General features: G+C 36.5%; 18 protein-coding genes. 1 reads left to right on the top strand and 17 read right to left on the bottom strand.

Features of this window, described 5'->3' with window-relative positions; all coding sequences use genetic code 11:
* Positions 1-151: 151 nt before the first annotated feature.
* The 17 genes from AACQ75_RS14400 to AACQ75_RS14480 all read right to left on the bottom strand — a co-directional run bounded on the left by AACQ75_RS14400 (position 152) and on the right by AACQ75_RS14480 (position 17,211).
* Complete coding sequence (locus tag AACQ75_RS14400) at positions 152-1,345, bottom strand: oligosaccharide flippase family protein (RefSeq protein ID WP_170888881.1); 1,194 nt, start codon at positions 1,343-1,345, stop codon at positions 152-154.
* Positions 1,342-2,220 (bottom strand): glycosyltransferase family 2 protein, encoded by an 879-nt coding sequence (locus AACQ75_RS14405; RefSeq protein WP_170888882.1) that lies wholly within the window; start codon positions 2,218-2,220, stop codon positions 1,342-1,344. Before AACQ75_RS14405 ends, AACQ75_RS14400 begins: the two co-directional genes overlap by 4 nt.
* Positions 2,213-3,112 (bottom strand): alpha-1,2-fucosyltransferase, encoded by a 900-nt coding sequence (locus AACQ75_RS14410; RefSeq protein ID WP_170888883.1) that lies wholly within the window; start codon positions 3,110-3,112, stop codon positions 2,213-2,215. Before AACQ75_RS14410 ends, AACQ75_RS14405 begins: the two co-directional genes overlap by 8 nt.
* On the bottom strand, positions 3,109-4,221 hold the full coding sequence (locus tag AACQ75_RS14415) for a DegT/DnrJ/EryC1/StrS family aminotransferase (RefSeq protein WP_170888884.1): 1,113 nt from the start codon (positions 4,219-4,221) through the stop codon (positions 3,109-3,111). Before AACQ75_RS14415 ends, AACQ75_RS14410 begins: the two co-directional genes overlap by 4 nt.
* Positions 4,214-5,155, bottom strand: coding sequence for a GNAT family N-acetyltransferase (locus tag AACQ75_RS14420; RefSeq protein ID WP_170888885.1), 942 nt, complete (start codon positions 5,153-5,155; stop codon positions 4,214-4,216). Before AACQ75_RS14420 ends, AACQ75_RS14415 begins: the two co-directional genes overlap by 8 nt.
* The gene (locus tag AACQ75_RS14425; protein ID WP_212755033.1) at positions 5,149-6,072 is read right to left on the bottom strand and encodes a hypothetical protein; all 924 of its coding nucleotides are present in this window, start codon (positions 6,070-6,072) and stop codon (positions 5,149-5,151) included. The genes AACQ75_RS14420 and AACQ75_RS14425 overlap by 7 nt, the downstream gene beginning before the upstream one ends.
* A 7-nt stretch (positions 6,073-6,079) precedes the next feature.
* Complete coding sequence (locus AACQ75_RS14430) at positions 6,080-6,754, bottom strand: acetyltransferase (RefSeq protein ID WP_170888886.1); 675 nt, start codon at positions 6,752-6,754, stop codon at positions 6,080-6,082.
* Positions 6,747-7,157 (bottom strand): sugar 3,4-ketoisomerase, encoded by a 411-nt coding sequence (locus AACQ75_RS14435; protein ID WP_170888887.1) that lies wholly within the window; start codon positions 7,155-7,157, stop codon positions 6,747-6,749. The genes AACQ75_RS14430 and AACQ75_RS14435 overlap by 8 nt, the downstream gene beginning before the upstream one ends.
* Positions 7,158-7,162: 5 nt before the next feature.
* Positions 7,163-8,029 carry a glucose-1-phosphate thymidylyltransferase RfbA gene (gene rfbA / locus AACQ75_RS14440; RefSeq protein WP_170888888.1) on the bottom strand — a complete coding sequence of 289 codons (867 nt, stop codon included), beginning with the start codon at positions 8,027-8,029 and terminating at the stop codon, positions 7,163-7,165.
* The gene (gene rfbB / locus AACQ75_RS14445; RefSeq protein WP_170888889.1) at positions 8,029-9,123 is read right to left on the bottom strand and encodes a dTDP-glucose 4,6-dehydratase; all 1,095 of its coding nucleotides are present in this window, start codon (positions 9,121-9,123) and stop codon (positions 8,029-8,031) included. The genes rfbA and rfbB overlap by 1 nt, the downstream gene beginning before the upstream one ends.
* A 66-nt stretch (positions 9,124-9,189) precedes the next feature.
* Positions 9,190-10,365, bottom strand: coding sequence for a DegT/DnrJ/EryC1/StrS family aminotransferase (locus tag AACQ75_RS14450; RefSeq protein ID WP_170888890.1), 1,176 nt, complete (start codon positions 10,363-10,365; stop codon positions 9,190-9,192).
* Positions 10,358-11,296, bottom strand: coding sequence for a GDP-L-fucose synthase family protein (locus AACQ75_RS14455; RefSeq protein ID WP_170888891.1), 939 nt, complete (start codon positions 11,294-11,296; stop codon positions 10,358-10,360). Before AACQ75_RS14455 ends, AACQ75_RS14450 begins: the two co-directional genes overlap by 8 nt.
* Before the next feature lie 4 nt (positions 11,297-11,300).
* On the bottom strand, positions 11,301-12,425 hold the full coding sequence (gene gmd / locus AACQ75_RS14460) for a GDP-mannose 4,6-dehydratase (protein ID WP_170888892.1): 1,125 nt from the start codon (positions 12,423-12,425) through the stop codon (positions 11,301-11,303).
* Between the two features lie 112 nt (positions 12,426-12,537).
* A complete protein-coding gene (locus tag AACQ75_RS14465) occupies positions 12,538-13,986 on the bottom strand; it encodes a phosphomannomutase (protein ID WP_170888893.1) in 1,449 nt (482 codons plus the stop codon).
* An 8-nt stretch (positions 13,987-13,994) separates the two neighbouring features.
* Complete coding sequence (locus tag AACQ75_RS14470; protein ID WP_170888894.1) at positions 13,995-15,407, bottom strand: mannose-1-phosphate guanylyltransferase/mannose-6-phosphate isomerase; 1,413 nt, start codon at positions 15,405-15,407, stop codon at positions 13,995-13,997.
* Positions 15,408-15,451: 44 nt separating this feature from the next.
* A complete protein-coding gene (locus AACQ75_RS14475) occupies positions 15,452-15,925 on the bottom strand; it encodes a GDP-mannose mannosyl hydrolase (protein WP_170888895.1) in 474 nt (157 codons plus the stop codon).
* A gap of 152 nt (positions 15,926-16,077) precedes the next feature.
* Complete coding sequence (locus tag AACQ75_RS14480) at positions 16,078-17,211, bottom strand: Wzz/FepE/Etk N-terminal domain-containing protein (protein ID WP_170888896.1); 1,134 nt, start codon at positions 17,209-17,211, stop codon at positions 16,078-16,080.
* Positions 17,212-17,582: 371 nt separating this feature from the next.
* On the opposite strand from AACQ75_RS14480, the gene rfaD reads away from it, so the two are divergent.
* Complete coding sequence (gene rfaD, locus AACQ75_RS14485) at positions 17,583-18,524, top strand: ADP-glyceromanno-heptose 6-epimerase (protein WP_170888897.1); 942 nt, start codon at positions 17,583-17,585, stop codon at positions 18,522-18,524.
* Positions 18,525-18,639 lie beyond the last annotated feature (115 nt).

An 18,639-nucleotide genomic window follows, 5' to 3' on the forward strand; every position in this document is an offset into this window, starting at 1 on the left:
TAAAGAAAGTGTTGATATAGCAATAAAAACATATGGTAAATTAACGTTAAGATTGTCTTTCCTTATAACTAAAAGCACAACCAAGATAATCGAAAAATTTATCAACCATTGGATGACAACATTATTAAAAAGTTTTTTTAAATTGATGACGCTACCCTTTAAACCTTAAAACTATATATATAGTCGACACTGCGTAACTAATATATGACAAGAAAAATGCGACGATGGCACCTTGCAAACCAAAAAAGTAAACCAATGCTATATAAGACAGCACTGAAACTACGCCTGATATTATGTTAGGTGTAATCAATAGCTTGGTTTTTTCCTTTGAGAATATCTCTGCTGTCATAGACATAGCTAATGAAAACAAAGAAAATGAAAAAAACATAGGAGCCAACATATATGCCCCAGAAATATATTTTTCTGACGATATTGCTAAGATAATATTTTCAGAAAAAGTATATACCAATGCGGTTAACACAGGTAAAATAGCCATGCCGAAGAATAAAACTTTAATTATAAATCGCCGTATATAACCAGAATCTGATCTTTCTCGCTGATATAGAATTGGCATAAAATAAACTCCAAAAAATGCTTGCATTGCCCCTGGTAAAATAACAGCAATTGAATTTACAGCGGAAAATAGAGCAACATCAGACAGTTCTAGATAATAATTAATAACCAACCTATTAGACATATCTCTCATCCAACCAAATACAGCCCAAATAACAAGAGGATAAGAAAATAGGATTATTCTTTTTGTAGTATAACTAAATTGAACCTTATCTAATTTATATACCCAGATTCCCTTAGGTACTGTAATAACAACCCCCAAGACATTAGATATCACCAATATATAAAATACGACAATGATATTTGATGGTTCATATAATGAAATCAAAACTACTTTTATTGTAAACTCAGAAAAAACACCGAAAAAAAACCTCGATCGACACCTTGCGGAATTATTAAAAGTATAATGCAACCCTTTAAAAACCTCAGATACAACAAATAACAAGAAATAGAAACCGAAGTCTAAGCCAAATATTGTATCATAAATAAAATACGAGAAAAAATATACAAAAATCACCAGTAAGTTTAACAAAAATACAACTTGGTATATATTTATCCTTACTTTATGTTCATCAGCAACTGATACATACCTTACAACACCTTGCTGTATAGCAGTAAAAGGAAAAGACAAAATGATTGCGCTAAATGATAGAAGGTATGTATATAGACCAAAAATTTCTGTCGGTAAAAACGTTGTGAGCAATTTAAAAACTGCAATCCCTCCCAACATAAGTGTCCCCTGCGTCAAAGCACTATAAATAGACTCTTTCACTTGAGGAATAGCTTAACTAAAGAACGATAGAACCTAAGTTTAGTAAAGTTTTTAAGCACCAATATCTTAGGTAAATAGTAACGAATAGCATATGCCTTATTTTTTCTTGCAAATAAACCAAACCACCTGATATTCCAAGCACTTATGACATCTTGAAAATCTTGGCGTTCTTTGTATTTCAAAATAGTCAGCAACTCTCCCTTCTGCATTTCAAATACATTGGACGATTTGTGATTATTATGTAATCGATAGAAAGACAAACACTCATTTACGTAAATAAACTTATGACGCTCTGCAATTTTCAACCATAATTGAAAATCATCCACATACATTTCTTCTCTCTCAATTTCTTTATAAACACCTGTTCGAACTAGAGTTCCAATACCATTAATAGAATACCTTCCATACAATAAGTCATCAAAAATATCACCTGAATGATAATCTTCACATATCTCCCTTTTCACTTTAGAGTTAGAGTCGATAATAGAAATTTTTGAATATGCAACACTTGCATTTTTATTTTTCTCGAGCGTATCAACTAGTACTTCAATTTTTCTTTCGTGGTATAGATCATCAGAAGAGAACAATGAAATATAATCAGAATTCGGGCTAACCAACCTAAGCAATTGCTCAAGTGTATGTATAAGGCCTTGATTAGCTCTACTGATAAATTTAAAACCATGCACACGGCTCAGTTCGTAAATAATATCTTTACTCTTATCTGAAGAACCGTCATCGATAACAATTAACTCTATATTTGAATATGTCTGTTGAATTATGCTATCAATAGCCTCTCTTATATAACCCTCATGATTATATGAAGGCAATAAAACAGACACTAACGGTTTTTTATTTAATAGGACACTACTATTCATTATTCAAAAACTTCACATTAGGCTCTGAAATACCGGCCAAAATCTCACTATTAATAAATTCATCACTAACCCACAATTTAGGTGCGAATACTATTTTTTCACGATTTTCGTTAAACCAAGAAGCAAACCAACTAAAGCCACTATTAGCAATAATATTATGATCACATTGCGTCATGAAAATAAACGTTTCGACTTCATCAAGTTCTGTAACAAATTCAACATCCATATTGTTTTTAATAGCTAAATTTTCTTTTGCCCAAGCAATATCATCAGAAAAAACAAAATATTTCAATTTATCACCCGCAATGCTTTCCAACTTATCTATAGCTTCATAATAATATTCTAAACTACATGTTTTATGGAATTTAGAGGCTGATGGATTAGATATAAAGTCGCCCCTACGGATGTGTAAAGATACATTTTCAACATTCCTATCTATTTTGTATTTATCCAAAATTAATGAGGCTATATCTTTGCGGATGATAAGTTCTGATAGCTCGTTTTTTAACTCACAAAAATACTTGTAACCAACCCACTCTCCTTCTAAGTATACATTATCAGGAATATTCATGAATTCATTTAATCCGATAAAACTATTATTAACATAGCCTTTAATATCAATGTTAATCCCAAAGAATCGCGATAGGACATTCTTCACTTTTAAAAGTAGTTTACTTGGTTTTAGTGAAGCTATTTCACTTTCGCTAGCTATTTCATACTCCAAAAGGAACTTGTTTAAAGCGAACTCCCAGTTTGTATCTGATTTAGGAGTGTCTTCGAACCAGGATAAGTCTAGCTTCAGTTTTGTATTATGTTTTTTTGCTAGGGTATAGCCTATTGCATATTTATGTAACTGACTAGCTAACCCCCCTACTGGTTTGATTATAATCATACAACATCAACATTATAAGTATTTATGGTCTTAATCACATGATCAATATCTTCATCTGACAGTGCCGAGGATATAGGTAGGCTTACGATACTCTGGGAAATAATTTCAGCAACAGGGAGATTATATAAAGAATACTCAGAATAAGCGACTTGCTTGTGAGGAGGAATCGGATAATGCACCATAGTCTCAATACCTGATTTTTCCATGTATTTTACAAAATGCTCTCTTTCCAAAACTCTTATTACAAACTGATGAAATACATGATTTCGATCATCGTTCCATGATGGCAATATAATATCCATATTATTTATTCCATCTATATATTTATTCGCAATCTCCTTTTTGCGCTCAGTTTCTAGATTCAAATATTTTAGTTTAACATTAAGTAATGCCGCTTGGATTTCATCTAAACGACTGTTCATACCTTTATATTTATTCTTGTATTTCTCGTGTGAACCGTAGTTACGTAAAGCACTAAGAACTTCTAATAATTCTTCATTATCAGTCGTAACAGCACCTGCGTCACCTAATGCACCTAGATTTTTTCCTGGATAGAAACTGAATGCTCCCGCATCGCCCCAAGTACCTGCTTTTTTTCCATCAATCATAGCGCCATGCGATTGAGCACAGTCTTCTAATACCAATAAGTCATGCTTTTTAGCCAATTGCATGATTTCTTTCATTGGTGATATTTGACCATACAAATGCACTGGCAAAATAACTTTCGTTTTTTCTGTTATAGCGGATTCAATTCCGCCAGCCGTTAGGTTAAAGGTATTTATATCTGGCTCAACAAGCACTGGCGTTAAGTTGTTTTCTGAAATCGCTAAGATAGATGCAATGTAAGTATTTGAAGGGACGATAACTTCATCACCATCGCTTAGTTTACCAAGCTCTTTCCATGCTCTCAGTGTTAATATTAAAGCATCCAAACCATTAGCTACACCAATGCAATATTTTGAACCACAATACTCAGCAAATTCTTGCTCAAAGGCCTTTAGTTCATTACCCATAATGTACCAGCCAGAATCAATGACTCGTGAACAAGCCTCTTTTAACTCATCTCTGTATTGTGCATTTACCAACTTGAGTTCTAAAAAATTAATCATTCAAATTCCACTCATAAAAATCAATTACAGCACTTCTTGCGCCAAATCCTTCCTTCTGAGATAACAAACCTTCATTCAAGTATTTTCCATTATTCTCAGTAGAAATACCGAAACTAAATATTCGATTGTCTCCATTATGGAAACGCTCTATCAACGTACCGATCAGTAAGTCAAGAGCACCTACACTCTTACCTTTATCTGAAGTTGCAAGATATTGAGTGTGCTCTACCGATTGAAAATTAAACATCAACGCTCCCGCTAATATCTCGCCATTATCTTCAGCAATATACAATTTTATATTTGTAGGGTGCCTATTTTTTAACAGCTCCAATTCTTCAATTGAGTGAACTGGTTTAACACCATGCTTCTCTAGTGCACTACTCAGAAGTTTATGAAAAACCGCTATGTCTTCTGATTCTGTAATAACTATACCGTTTCCACGTGCTTTACTGATTAACGCTTTACGGCCTTTAGATAACTTTAGTTTACGCCCATTGTATATGATACTAGTAAGATCCCTACGAAATAATCGAGCTCCCTCATTAAATAAAAAATACACGTCCTCCTCTGAAGGTAAATCATGCATGAAATGCGGTGGAGCTTTGTATATAACATTACTAATGTTACAGCTTAATAAGTATGCCTTCAGGCTGGTCAGTATCTGAGTAACTTTATTAGATCGAAGCTTTCTGCATAGAATAAGTCCACCAAAAGTTAACCCTCCATGGCTAACTAACTGATCTTGATTTTGGTTCGCAGGTAAGAGGGCTATCAATTGTCCTTCGTCATAAAACAAAATCGAATGGTCTTCAAATTTATCTGAATGATAATCCATAAAGCTTCTTAAAAAGAAAAAAGCGTTCATTTTACTAGTTTTGACAAAGCCGTTCCAAGAAGCTAAATCTTCCGAGTTATACCTTTTACAGCTTACCATGACTCTAACTCCGCTAATCCGAATCCTTGCTTACCCATATTGTTCCCATTGTAGAAACAAAGTACTTTGCTTCCTAAATCGATAAGCCTTGGGTAGCATAAGTGTTTTGAGTCAAAGCCGTTATTTGAAAGCTCAAGTCCAAATTCTTGATCTTTTCGCTGCCAATTAACACCATCGTGAGAAAACGCCACTCCTGGATAATAATCTTCACCACTAATGCTGCCTTTCGTATAAAACATAAGATAACCAGATTCCAGTTTATAAACTGATGGCCTACCAATACGGTACTCCACACCTTCATTATCCACGCACAAAACGTTTAGCCTATCAGATGAAAAATTAATGCCATCTTTAGATTCGGTGTATTTAATATGGTACTGCGGATAATCAACACCATTGATACTTTCCCAACCAGAACCGGCAGCATACCAAAATCTCCACACTCCATTTTCATAAAGTGCCGTATGTATAGCATTAATTGTTAAGCCATCATCGCTTCTGTCAAGAATTGGGGTTTGCTTTACCCTTTTGAAAGTTTCTCCATCATCATAGCTAATAGCTAATCCTGAATAAGCTAAAAACTTAACCTTTTTAACGAGCTGAAAGCCTACATAATACATTCGAATTTCAGACCCATGTCGAACAACATCACCTAAAATCACACCATTATCATCAAAACAACCATTTTCGCCCACATCCAAACAAGGTTTATCTGACACCTTAAGTATCTTTGCAGGATCATTTATTGATAAATCGACATAGCCAACTCTTGAAATACCTTGAGAATCACGAAAACCAGCATAAACTCTGACAACTTCATCATTTATCTTAAATGGGGTTGGAGTCAAGGCACTATCTGCATGCCAGTCTAAATTGCTTTTTCCATCAAAAATGAGACCAATTTTTTTCCATTTCATAATTCAATTACAATTGTACTGAGTAAGCCGATTTTTTCGGTAATATTTTTGCTGGATTACCATAAAATATTACCCCTTCACCTTCTAAGTTCTTATTTACAAGACTACCTGAAGCTAAGATACAATCCTTACCGATTGATGTTCTATCATTAAATGTCGAGTTAACACCTAGAAAGCAGCTTTCTCCAATATTGCAATAACCTGAAATTACAACATGTGATGAAACAAATACGTTGTTTTGTATTTTAGTTTGGTGGCCAATATGGTTACCACTCCATAAAATAACATTATCCCCAATTTCAACAAATGGCTGTACTGTATTATTTTCAAAAATAAAACAATTTTCTCCAAGCTTTACATTTCTCCATACGAATGCATGAGAACTAATATAAGTTGCAAGTTTGTAACCTTTACTCTTAGCTTCATAAAATAACTGAGTACGAACTTTATTTAGTTTAGAAGCTGGAATTGCGATAAATGCTTCATATTCAGATGGAGGGTATTCCAGCTCAATATTTTCAAATGGCACAACAGGAACCGAGCATATTTCCTTCTCTTTCATATATTCTTCATGTACTGAAAATGCAGCCACTTCATAATCTGAATCATAAGTAAAATATTCATACGCAATAAGAGCAAATTCTCCTGCGCCTACAATAACCAACTTTTTATTTTTAGGCATTTTCCTTCCTTATTTCTTGTAAGAATTCATTATAATCACGAATATAATCTGCTTCATCATAATGATGACTAGCCAAAACCATCAAAACACACTCTTCGCTAAAATCATGCATTTCTCGCCACTTCATACTATCTATATACAAACCAACATTGGCTCTATCTAAAAGAACGGTTTCTTTTTGTTGCCCATCATCTAAAAGAAAGCGGCAGCTTCCTTTTATGCAAATAGCAACTTGCTGTAAATCTTTATGCGCATGAAAACCACGAGAAACACCATCTTTAGTATTAAAGATGTAATAAACACGCTTTATATTAAAAGGAATATTATTATTTCCTTCAAGAGAAACTAAGCCACCTCTATCGTCCCCTAAAGACTTAAATTCAATTAAATTAATTAAACTCATGATATTTACTCTTTAATTAACTTAGATAGATATTGACCATAACTGTTTTTCTTAAACAAAGAGGCAGTATTCTGCACTTGTTCTTTCGTCATCCAACCTTGACGGTAAGCGATTTCCTCTAAACAAGCGATTTTGAAGCCTTGACGCTTTTCAATAGTCTCTACAAAGCTGGCTGCTTCCAATAAACTCTCATGAGTTCCTGTATCTAACCATGCAAACCCACGACCAAGTAATTCAACATTTAGATCATCTTGTTCTAAATACGCTTGGTTTATCGAGGTTATTTCTAATTCACCACGCTCTGATGGTTTAACCATTTTTGCAATATCTATGACGCTATTATCATAAAAATACAAACCAGTAACCGCGAAATTTGATTTAGGTTCTACTGGTTTTTCTTCAATAGAAATGGCTTTATGATTTTCATCAAATGCAACAACACCAAAACGCTCAGGATCTTGAACTTCATAGCCAAAAACTGTCGCTCCAGACTTTTTTTGTGCTGCTGCTAGTAGTTTCGGTGTAAATCCTTGCCCCCAAAAAATGTTATCACCAAGAACCAAACAAACACTGTCATCACCAATAAAATCTTCACCAATAATAAACGCTTGAGCTAAGCCTTCAGGTCTAGGCTGTGCTGCATACTCCAATGAAATGCCGAATTGACAGCCATCACCTAATAATCGTTTAAAACTTTCTTGATCTTCCGGTGTTGTAATAATCAGTATTTCACGAATACCAGCTAACATTAGAACAGACAGTGGGTAATAAATCATTGGTTTGTCATAAACGGGAAGTAACTGTTTTGAGACGCCCATTGTAATGGGGTAAAGGCGAGTCCCTGAACCACCAGCTAAAATAATACCTTTCATTACTTAATTTCCTTTTCAGTCACAACAGGCCCTAAAGCCCCCTCTAAACGCTCACCGGCATAAGAGCCATCCAAAACGCGTGACCACCATTGTTTATTATTTAAATACCATTCAACCGTTTTACGAATACCAGATTCGAATGTTTCTTCTGGTTTCCATCCTAATTCACGCTCAATTTTTGAAGCATCAATGGCATAACGTACATCATGACCAGGGCGATCAGTTACGTAGGTAATTAAATCAAGATACTGATTAACACCTTCAGGTTTATTTGGCACTAATTCTTCAAGCAATAAACAAATTGTCTTTACTACATCAATATTGGCTTTTTCATTATGACCACCTATATTGTAGGTTTCTCCTACTTTACCCTCTGTAACCACTTTGTATAGTGCACGAGCATGATCTTCTACAAACAACCAATCACGAATTTGCATACCGTTACCATAAACAGGTAAAGGTTTACCCTCTAAGGCATTCAAAATCATTAACGGGACCAACTTTTCCGGGAAATGATAAGGTCCATAATTATTTGAGCAGTTCGTTACAACCGTTGGCAAACCATAAGTACGTAACCAAGCGCGAACTAAGTGATCAGAAGACGCTTTTGATGCCGAGTATGGGGAAGACGGTCCATACGGTGTAGTTTCAGTGAATAAATCATCTGTACCTTCTAAATCACCATACACCTCGTCGGTTGAAATATGATGGAATCTGAAAGCCGATTTTTTATCTTCAGGCAACACATTCCAATAAGCACGGGTTGCTTCTAATAATGTATAAGTACCAATGATGTTAGTGTCAATGAATGCGCCAGGCCCATCAATTGAGCGATCAACATGAGATTCAGCAGCTAGATGCATCACTGTGTCAGGTTTATATTCATTAAAGATACGCTGCAATTCAGCAGCATCACAAATATTAACTTCCTTAAAAGTATAGTTTGAACTCTCTTCAATATCGCTCAATGACTCTAGATTACCAGCGTAAGTCAAGCAATCAACATTAACAACATAATCTTGTGAATTCTTGATTATATGACGAATAACCGCTGAACCGATAAAACCTGCACCACCAGTGACTAAAATTTTCATTTTCTCTCTTATATAATTAGATAATAAGGATTAATTACTTCTAAGTTTAGTTACATTACTAAAAATTTATTGACAGAGTATATTTGACAGAAGCTTTATTTCTTTCTCAATTTCATTCTGTTGATTACCAACAAACAAACCATGCTCATCAAGATATTCAGCAGATTCTAAACTGCCTGACACTTCATAATCAAAATACTCAAGTACTTCTTTGTTTTTCAAGAAATTACCAGTAACTATCGGGCGACACTCAATACCATTCGCTGTTAGCAACTTAACTAATTCTTTTCTTGAATATGGCGCATTAGGTTTAATTATTAAAGAAAAACCAAACCAGCTGCTTTTTCCTGTTTCTTTTTGTATTTGCAGGTAAGGGTGATTTTCAAATAAATTTTGAAATAATTTAGCGTTTTCACGGCGAGTTTTAATAAATTTAGGTAATTTCTTAAGTTGCTCAATACCTAATGCTCCACTCATCTCTAATGGACGAACATTGTAACCAGGTAATACAAACTTGAATGATTCTTCAAAATGATCATCACTCTTTTCACCCGTTACTTTATTAAACTTAGGTAAATTACGAGTCCAACCATGTGCACGAATACATAATAAAATGTGGTACAGTTCTTCATCATCAGTAACAACACAACCGCCTTCCATCGTTGCAATATGATGAGAGAAAAATGAACTATATGTACCCATTACACCAAAAGTACCTGCTTGTTTACCATCAATGGTTGCTCCCATTGATTCGCAATTATCTTCTAGAATAAAGATATCTCGCCCTGTGACAATCTCTTTCATCCGATTGAAATCATTAGGGTTACCTAATAAATTAACAGATAAAATAGCGCGTGTGTTTTCAGTGATAGCCGCCTCTAATTTATCTAAATCCATATTTAACGTATTTAAGTCAATATCAACGAACTTTACTTTCAAACCATATTGCTGAAGTGGGAAATAAGTCGTAGACCATGACACAGCTGGAACGATAATCTCATCACCACGCTTCAGCTTTAACGACTCATTTTTAGTGAAAAACAGCGAAGCTATCATTAGTAAATTTGCAGTTGAACCAGAGCTAACCATTAACGCGTATTTTGATCCAAAGAATTTAGCAAAGTCTTTTTCATACTGAGCAACTTCTTTGCCCATAGTAAACATGTCCGAGTCAATCACTCGTTGAATCGCAGAATACTCTTTATCATCCCAGGTGCTGCTCGCTAAAGAATAATTAGTCATTACAATACTCACTTAAATACTCATTTATATAATATGCATAGGTCTTTTCAATTCCAACTTTTAAGCTAGTTTTATAACCCCAACCAAACTCTTTTAGTTTCGCATCATCAATTAGTTTTTGTCTCATACCAACAGGCTTGCTTAAGTCATGTTTAAACACGCCCGTATAACCAACCACATCCGCTACCGCTTGGTAGTATTCGTTAATGGTATAGTCTGTGCCTAAACCTACATTAAGGTTTTGTGGCATTTCTGCAAATTTATCTAGCGCATAGAAAATAAATTCAGCCAAATCTTCAGCATACATAAATTCACGACGCGCCTTCCCATCACCCCAAATATCGATTTCAGGTTGTTGGTTCTTTTTCGCTTCATCGATTTTACGAATTACAGCAGGAATCATATGTGAATAGTTGGGATCAAACTTATCGAAGCGCCCATACAAATTGCATGGAATAATTGTTTTATATAAACGTTCAGGATTTTCTTGGCAGATATATTCACACAAACGCGTGCTTGTCACCTTAGCAAGAGCATACCCTTCATTAGTTGGTTCAAGCTCTCCTTTAAGAATTAAATCTTCAGGCAAAGGATTAAGCGCATCACGTGGATACATACAGGAGCTACTCAAATTCAAAAACTTAGTCACCCCGGCATCATTAGCAGCAGTAAGAATATTTAATCCCATCTGCATATTCTCTACCAGAAACTTAACAGGTTTTGCCATATTCGCCTGAATACCACCAACAATACCAGCTGCATGAATTATCATATCTGGTTGATGAAATTCAACATACTGACGTACAGACATTACATCCAGTAAGTTTAATTCACTACTGTTAGGTGTTAAGAAGTCATGTGGGTGATTAGGCGCAATAGCTAGTATGTTTTTACCAACCATACCACTTGAGCCAGTTAATAATATCTTCATTTCTCTACTCAACTGCTACTGATTTACTATAACCATGCTCTTTTAATATTGCATGCTGTTTAGCCACATCTAAATCACTTGAGACCATTTCAGAGCACATTTCTTCAACAGTGATCTGAGGAACCCATCCTAATTTTTCTTTTGCTTTTGACGGGTCACCAAGTAGAGTTTCAACTTCAGCAGGACGGAAGTAGCGGGGATCAACTTTAACAATCACATCGCCAACTTTGAGCGCAGGGGCATTATCACCGGTTATAGCTTTTACAGTCGCAATCTCATCAACACCTTCACCACTAAATTCAAGCTCAATGCCAACTTCTCTAGCTGATAACGTTACAAACTCACGCACGCTGATTTGCTTACCCGTTGCGATAACAAAATCATCCGCTGTTTCTTGTTGTAACATCATCCACTGCATACGTACGTAATCTTTTGCATGCCCCCAGTCGCGTAAAGCATCCATATTACCAAGGTATAAACAAGACTCTAAACCCTGAGAAATATTGGCAATAGCACGGGTAATTTTACGCGTCACAAAAGTTTCACCGCGACGGGGGGATTCATGGTTAAACAAAATTCCATTACAAGCATACATGCCATATGACTCACGATAATTTACCACTATCCAATACGCATACATTTTAGCTACAGCATATGGTGAGCGTGGATGAAAAGGTGTTGTTTCTTTTTGAGGTATTTCTTGCACTTCACCATATAGTTCAGAAGTAGAAGCTTGGTAGAATTTTGTTCTCTTTTCTAAGCCCAAAAAGCGAATGGCTTCTAATAAACGCAACGTTCCTATTGCATCAACATCTGCCGTATATTCAGGGCATTCAAATGAAACCGCAACATGAGACTGCGCACCTAAATTATATACTTCATCAGGTTGAACATCTTTAATAATACGCGTTAAGTTAGATGAATCGGTTAAATCACCATAATGCAGGAAAAACTTCTGATTTTGCTCATGATTATCTTGATAAATGTGGTCAACACGCTCAGTATTTAACGATGATGCACGGCGTTTAATGCCGTGGACTTCATAACCTTTATTCAATAAAAACTCAGCCAAATATGACCCATCTTGCCCTGTAACACCTGTTATTAATGCAACTTTTTTCTTTGACATAAGCTCCCCCAATAAAATTATTTATATAAAAGATATCTGTTAACTAATTTATCCAATTTTTAGAAGCTAAATATTGAAGATTTTAGCTCATTTAATTAGTGTGATTTGATGATTAAATTCTTTGTATATTTTGGAGTATTTTCACAACAAATTCATTAGCCTGAATATAATTATAAGCTTCTGCATAGCAACGTAATTCAGGTGCATTTCCTGATGGGCGTAAATGTATAATTGAATCGCCTGAGAGTGTAATTCTCATCCCATCTGTTTCATCAACATTTTTTATTTCTATATTTTCAAAGCCTAATTTTGCTAACAATGATGCGGGAGCTATTTTTGCTTGAGCAATAATTGCTTGGCTTTTTTCTGTTGCAAAATTTTGGATGCGATCACTATGCGTAAAGCGCTGTGGCAAAGTGCTCACTAATGTTGAAATAGCTCCATCACCTACGGCAACCAATAACATAATTGCAGGAAGAATAGCATCACGGGTCGGTAGTCTTTTTAACGACTGACCATTCAACTGCACATCGCTACCTAGCAAGAAACCACCATTTGCCTCAAAGCCAGCTACTGAACTATATTTTTTAGCTAAAGTAACGAATTCTGCGATGACATAAGGTGAACCAATTTTAGTTCTTTCAACATGCTTGAATTTATGACTTAACTCTACTGCGGTATTAGTGCTGATAGGTACTGCTAATGCTTCTATATTTAACGCTTCTGCACATAGTAATCCAAGAATATCTCCACGTAACCAATTTCCATTTTCATCGGAAACTAATGGGCGGTCACCATCACCATCTGTCGAAAACACTAAATCTAAATTATATTCAGAGGACCATTTTATTGCTTTAGTTTTATCTTCTTCTGAAACTGCCTCGGTGTCGATAGGTACAAACTCGTTACTACGCTCCAGCGCAATCACCTCAGCTCCGAGTGTTTCAAAGATACGGTAGTAGAGATCACGCCCAGCACTGGAATGCTCATAAATACCAATTCGCTTACCCGCAAGCCAAGGTGTATCAAAAAGTGATGTGTAACGGTTGATGTATTCTTCTGAGGCACGATTGCTAGTGATAAGTTCTGGTAGTTCATTTGGTAGTTCATTTAGAGGTGTAAATTCGACTTGCTCAGTAATGATCACCAGCTCATCTGCTTTGCTAATTTCACCATCTGGTCGGTAAAACTTAAGCCCATTGCGATCAAAGGGAATATGGCTACCCGTGACCATAATTGCTGGCACGTTATCTTTTTGAGCAATATATGCTAATGCAGGCGTTGGAACGACACCGTAATAAACGGCTTTGATACCCAGTTGTTGTAATGCAACTACACACGCTTTTGCCATTGCATTACTGCTTGGACGGTTGTCAATCGCAATAGCGACACTTTCAAAATTGAAATTGCTTTTCATACTCGCGATAAAAGCGACAGTAAAAGCTGCGCAAACATTTGGTGTGAATTGAGTGGCTAAACCACGTGCACCGCTTGTGCCAAAAGTAATACCGCTTTCTGATATGACAGTCGCACTTATGATATTTTGGGGCGTATTTTGCATGCTAATCCTTAAACTCTTCCGTAACGATCTTCAAACCGAACAATATCGTCTTCACCCAGATAACTACCAGTTTGAATTTCGATCATCTCTAATGGAATTTTTCCTGGATTCTCTAATGCGTGAATAGTACCAAGCGGTATATAGGTCGACTCATTTTCCGTTACTAAAATGGTCTTGCCACCATTGAGTACACTTGCAGTACCAGAAACCACGATCCAATGTTCTGATCTGTGGTGATGCTTTTGAATAGAGAGTTTTTCGCCTGGTTTCACCGTAATACGTTTTACCCGATCTCGTTTACCCATATCAATAGAATCGTATTTGCCCCATGGGCGATAAACTTCACGATGTAATTTAGCTTCGCTTCGTTCTGATACTTTTAATTGATTAACAACACTTTTAACATCTTGCACTTTATCTTTATGCGCCACTAAGATTGCATCTTTAGTCTCAATAATAATTAAGTTATCAACACCGACCGTTGATACTAATTTGTTTTCTGCATAAATGTAATTATTGGTTGAGTCAACAGTGATGACGTCACCTTTTATCGCATTTTGGTTTTCATCTTTTTCTGACACATCCCACAATGCAGAGAATGAACCAACATCACTCCAACCTGCATCCATGGGTACAACAACCACATCTTTGCTTTTTTCCATTACCGCATAGTCAATAGAATCGTTGGGGCAAATTTCAAAAATAGCTTTGTCTACACGTACAAACTCTTGATCTTTTGCTGGAGAGGCAATCGCGCGCTTGCATACATCTAACATATCTGGTGCGAACTTTTCTAGCTCTTCAAGGTAGCGACTTGCTTTAAACAGGAACATACCACTATTCCAGTAATAGTTGCCTTGTGTTAGGTAAGATTTAGCTGTTTCTAAATCTGGTTTTTCTACAAACTCATTAACAGAGAAGGCATCTCCTCTTTGAGTACCTGACTTAATATACCCATAACCTGTTTCAGGTGCAGTTGGTACAATACCAAAGGTTACCAATTGTCCATTGTTTGCAAATGGCAATGCATTTTGTACTGATTCTTCAAATGCTTGTGTATTATCGATGATATGATCGGCGGCAAGTACTAACAAAATTGGATCTGAACCCTCTCCGACACTATTAACAGCTTGAAGCGCTGCAAGTGCTATTGCAGGTGCTGTATTTCTACCCACAGGTTCCAGAATGATACCTCCATGCTCAAACCCGCCCAAACGCATTTGCTCTGCAGCAATAAAACGGTGCTCTTCATTACAAATTAAAACCGGTGCTGCATGCTCAATACCTGATAAACGTGCAACAGTTTGTTGTAGCATTGATTGCTCACTCGTTACCGTTAAAAACTGCTTAGGATAAAGTTCTCGGGAAAGTGGCCATAATCGACTACCTGTACCACCTGCCATTATAACGGGTAAAATCATATTAAATTCCTAACCTTATTTTAAAAGCGTGTCGCTAATATTATCTAGCTGATTAGTGTCTTTTTGCCCTGAGGTTCAAAATACCAGCGCGCATGTTTATGTACTTGTGGATGTTCAAGTACTTGCTCAACGGTAAACCAGTTATAATCATCATGTTGTTCCTTTGGTAATGCTAATAGCGCATCATCAATCAACAAGCGATAACCCAATGCCACATAATGTGTGCTAAACTCTTCATCGGTGACGTTGTCGGTATAAAAATGCTCAAAAGGACCGATTAATTGCGCGTCTGATATTGAAAATTCTGCTCCAAGTTCATTTAACGTTAAACGTCTAAAAGCAACTGCTATCGATTCGTCTTTTAGAATGCGGCCACCTGGGACAAACCAGTAACCTTGTGCAGGTCGGTTATTGCGTTTACCTAAAAGTGCTTCATTTTTTTGATTATATACAACCAGATCAATAGAGACTAACGGAGTGTTTTCAATTATTGTTTTAAAAGTATTTATTGGTAGCATGACATAATTTCTGACGAGATTTATTCTAACTGAAGTGAATTTATTTATCTTTACATCTCTGTCTAAAGAGCAGAACTGAAACACATTTTATTCATTTTGATACAGTGGAATTTACGCTATCGCTTAGCCCCAATAGATATTTAAAAAATCTTTTATTTGGACTCTTTCCTAAACGTAAACCTAACCAACACAATGGCTACACCTAACATTCCACCTAACAACGCCCATAACACGGCAATTAGTGCTCGTTTAGGTTTATCTCTATTCAGTGGTATTTGGACATCATCTAAATATTGAAAGGTAGCAAACTCTATATCAGGGTTTATTTTTGTATTATTAATCAGCGTTAGTTTTGAGTCTATCTGCTGTAAACGCGGTTCAATAACACTCAAGTTTGATATGGTTTTTAACGCATTTATTTTGGCTTCAATAGCAGCACTTCCTAGGTTGATTGAAAAAATTTCTTTTTCGCCTAAGTTTTGTACAGGTGTGTCAACCTTTGCTGCTTTCGCTATTTGCAGTGCGTACTCAGCTCGTTGAATTTCAACTTCAAGGTTTTGTTTCGCTTGTAAAGAAAGCGCTGTTTTTTGTTGCAGCAACTCATTTATTTTACTTGTAATAACTGCATTTAAGTTTTGCAAAGCATCACGACGCACGATATCACTAATATAAGTAATATAGTTTTGCAACATATTATAACTATCAAGCTTTGTTGTTGCTTGAACCTTTAGCTCAATAATATTTTTATTGCTTTGATCAGCTTGTGACGCAGTTAGTTTACTAAACCATGCATTATACAAACGACGTGTAGCTTCATCAGCATCAGCATCAGCATCAGCATCCAACTTATTCTTGAAATCTTGAAAAAACGCATTGCTGTCTAAAAAATTACGTTTATTTTTATTCGACTCAAAAGCCATAATGAATGACTGAAATAGCTGTTGTGGCATAACCAAATCATCTAAATAGTTATTCACCAACATCGTACCGTCTTCTTGGTAAACGTCAAAAACTGGTTGGTACTGCTTAACTTGAGACTGGTATTCCGTGAAATCTTGAACTTGCGGCACTGCAATCATCGCGCTACTGCTCCACCACTCTTGCGCCGTTAACGCGTAAGTAATAGCGCCCATCGTAAACACCAAGGTAGTAAAAATAATGATCAATTTCCCTCGCCAAAGAGCAATAAAAAGCTCTTTGAGATCGATTTCATCATTCTGTTCGTAAAAACTTGGAATTTGCGGATGTAGAGGATTTGGGTTGGATGACTGGTAATGGTTATTCACAAATTTCCCTTTTTTCTGACATTTAGGCACGCTACCGCCCTTGGGTATGGCCCCAATACAATAACACTTCATCTTGTGTAGCAGTTAGTCACTGCATTAATTGGCGAAATTGTACCTTAATCATACCAAAGTGGCGATAGTCAGATAGCGAGTTGTTAAACCACTCAGAATGAAGTCATTTTTACAGCCCGTTATTTTATCCAATCTAGACTCCATTTTTTAACTGCACGGAATAACTGTGATGCAACCGACATATCAACAACAGCAATTGCTCACCCTGCAACCAGTTGGTACATCATCTATGCCACTCTTCCTAATACTTCTTGAAATGTTATACTTTCATGCAGCTAACATTTATTCAGGACAAATCTATGATCATCGTAACTGGCGGCGCTGGCATGATTGGCAGCAACATTATCAAAGCGCTAAATGAACAAGGCATTACTGATATTCTTGTTGTCGATAACTTAAAAAATGGGCGTAAATTCAAAAACCTAGTTGATCTGGACATTGCCGATTACATGGACCGAGACGATTTCTTGGTGCAGATCATGTCTAGTGAGGATTTTGGTCCTATCGAAGCCGTATTCCATGAAGGCGCTTGCTCTGCAACAACTGAGTGGGACGGCAAGTATGTGATGCTTAATAACTATGAATATTCTAAAGAGCTACTGCACTACTGCTTAGAGCGCGACATTCCATTTTTGTATGCTTCATCAGCCGCAACCTATGGCGATACTGATACCTTCATCGAAGAAAAAGAGTATGAAGGTGCGCTGAATGTATACGGCTATTCCAAGCAGCAATTTGATAACTATGTGCGCCGCATTTGGCAAGAAGCACAAGCACACGGTGAGACCCTTTCCCAAATTACCGGTTTTCGTTATTTCAATGTCTATGGCCCGCGTGAACAACACAAAGGTTCAATGGCTTCTGTTGCTTTTCATTTAAATAATCAAATGAATGCGGGTGAAAACCCGAAACTGTTTGCAGGTAGTGAAACCTTCCAGCGTGATTTCGTTTATGTAGGTGACGTTGCGGCTGTGAATTTATGGTTTATGAACAACGGTGTATCTGGTATTTATAACTTGGGTACTGGCAACGCAGAATCTTTCCAAGAAGTAGCTAAAGCCGTTATCAAGTACCATGGTAAAGGTGAGGTTGAAACCATTCCATTCCCAGATCACTTGAAAGGTGCTTACCAAGAGTTCACCGAGGCCGATTTAACGAAATTGCGCGCCGCAGGTTGCCAGCATCAATTTAAGACTGTGGCTGAAGGTGTGGCTGAGTATATGGCGTTGATTAATAAGTAGTGATGGCTGTAATCACCCCCTCCTAACCTCCCCCTAAAAGGGGGAGGAACTAGTAAATATATCTCCCTAAAAGGCTGCTCTCCTCTTACTGGAAGACTAATATGGAGTAACCATT

Origin of the sequence: Vibrio sp. B1-2 (assembly GCF_963888445.1) — a bacterium.
GTDB lineage: Bacteria > Pseudomonadota > Gammaproteobacteria > Enterobacterales > Vibrionaceae > Vibrio > Vibrio anguillarum.

Excerpts from the sequence above, each read along its gene's own strand:
- AACQ75_RS14425 (WP_212755033.1), bottom strand. The coding sequence starts at position 6,072 with ATGAAATGGAAAAAAATTGGTCTCATTTTTGATGGAAAAAGCAATTTA.
- AACQ75_RS14415 (WP_170888884.1), bottom strand. The coding sequence starts at position 4,221 with ATGATTAATTTTTTAGAACTCAAGTTGGTAAATGCACAATACAGAGAT.
- AACQ75_RS14465 (WP_170888893.1), bottom strand. The coding sequence starts at position 13,986 with ATGCAAAATACGCCCCAAAATATCATAAGTGCGACTGTCATATCAGAA.
- AACQ75_RS14420 (WP_170888885.1), bottom strand. The coding sequence starts at position 5,155 with ATGGTAAGCTGTAAAAGGTATAACTCGGAAGATTTAGCTTCTTGGAAC.
- AACQ75_RS14455 (WP_170888891.1), bottom strand. The coding sequence starts at position 11,296 with ATGAAGATATTATTAACTGGCTCAAGTGGTATGGTTGGTAAAAACATA.
- AACQ75_RS14475 (WP_170888895.1), bottom strand. The coding sequence starts at position 15,925 with ATGCTACCAATAAATACTTTTAAAACAATAATTGAAAACACTCCGTTA.
- AACQ75_RS14450 (WP_170888890.1), bottom strand. The coding sequence starts at position 10,365 with ATGACTAATTATTCTTTAGCGAGCAGCACCTGGGATGATAAAGAGTAT.
- rfbA (WP_170888888.1), bottom strand. The coding sequence starts at position 8,029 with ATGAAAGGTATTATTTTAGCTGGTGGTTCAGGGACTCGCCTTTACCCC.
- AACQ75_RS14435 (WP_170888887.1), bottom strand. The coding sequence starts at position 7,157 with ATGAGTTTAATTAATTTAATTGAATTTAAGTCTTTAGGGGACGATAGA.
- AACQ75_RS14410 (WP_170888883.1), bottom strand. The coding sequence starts at position 3,112 with ATGATTATAATCAAACCAGTAGGGGGGTTAGCTAGTCAGTTACATAAA.
- rfaD (WP_170888897.1), top strand. The coding sequence starts at position 17,583 with ATGATCATCGTAACTGGCGGCGCTGGCATGATTGGCAGCAACATTATC.
- AACQ75_RS14470 (WP_170888894.1), bottom strand. The coding sequence starts at position 15,407 with ATGATTTTACCCGTTATAATGGCAGGTGGTACAGGTAGTCGATTATGG.
- gmd (WP_170888892.1), bottom strand. The coding sequence starts at position 12,425 with ATGTCAAAGAAAAAAGTTGCATTAATAACAGGTGTTACAGGGCAAGAT.
- rfbB (WP_170888889.1), bottom strand. The coding sequence starts at position 9,123 with ATGAAAATTTTAGTCACTGGTGGTGCAGGTTTTATCGGTTCAGCGGTT.
- AACQ75_RS14405 (WP_170888882.1), bottom strand. The coding sequence starts at position 2,220 with ATGAATAGTAGTGTCCTATTAAATAAAAAACCGTTAGTGTCTGTTTTA.
- AACQ75_RS14430 (WP_170888886.1), bottom strand. The coding sequence starts at position 6,754 with ATGCCTAAAAATAAAAAGTTGGTTATTGTAGGCGCAGGAGAATTTGCT.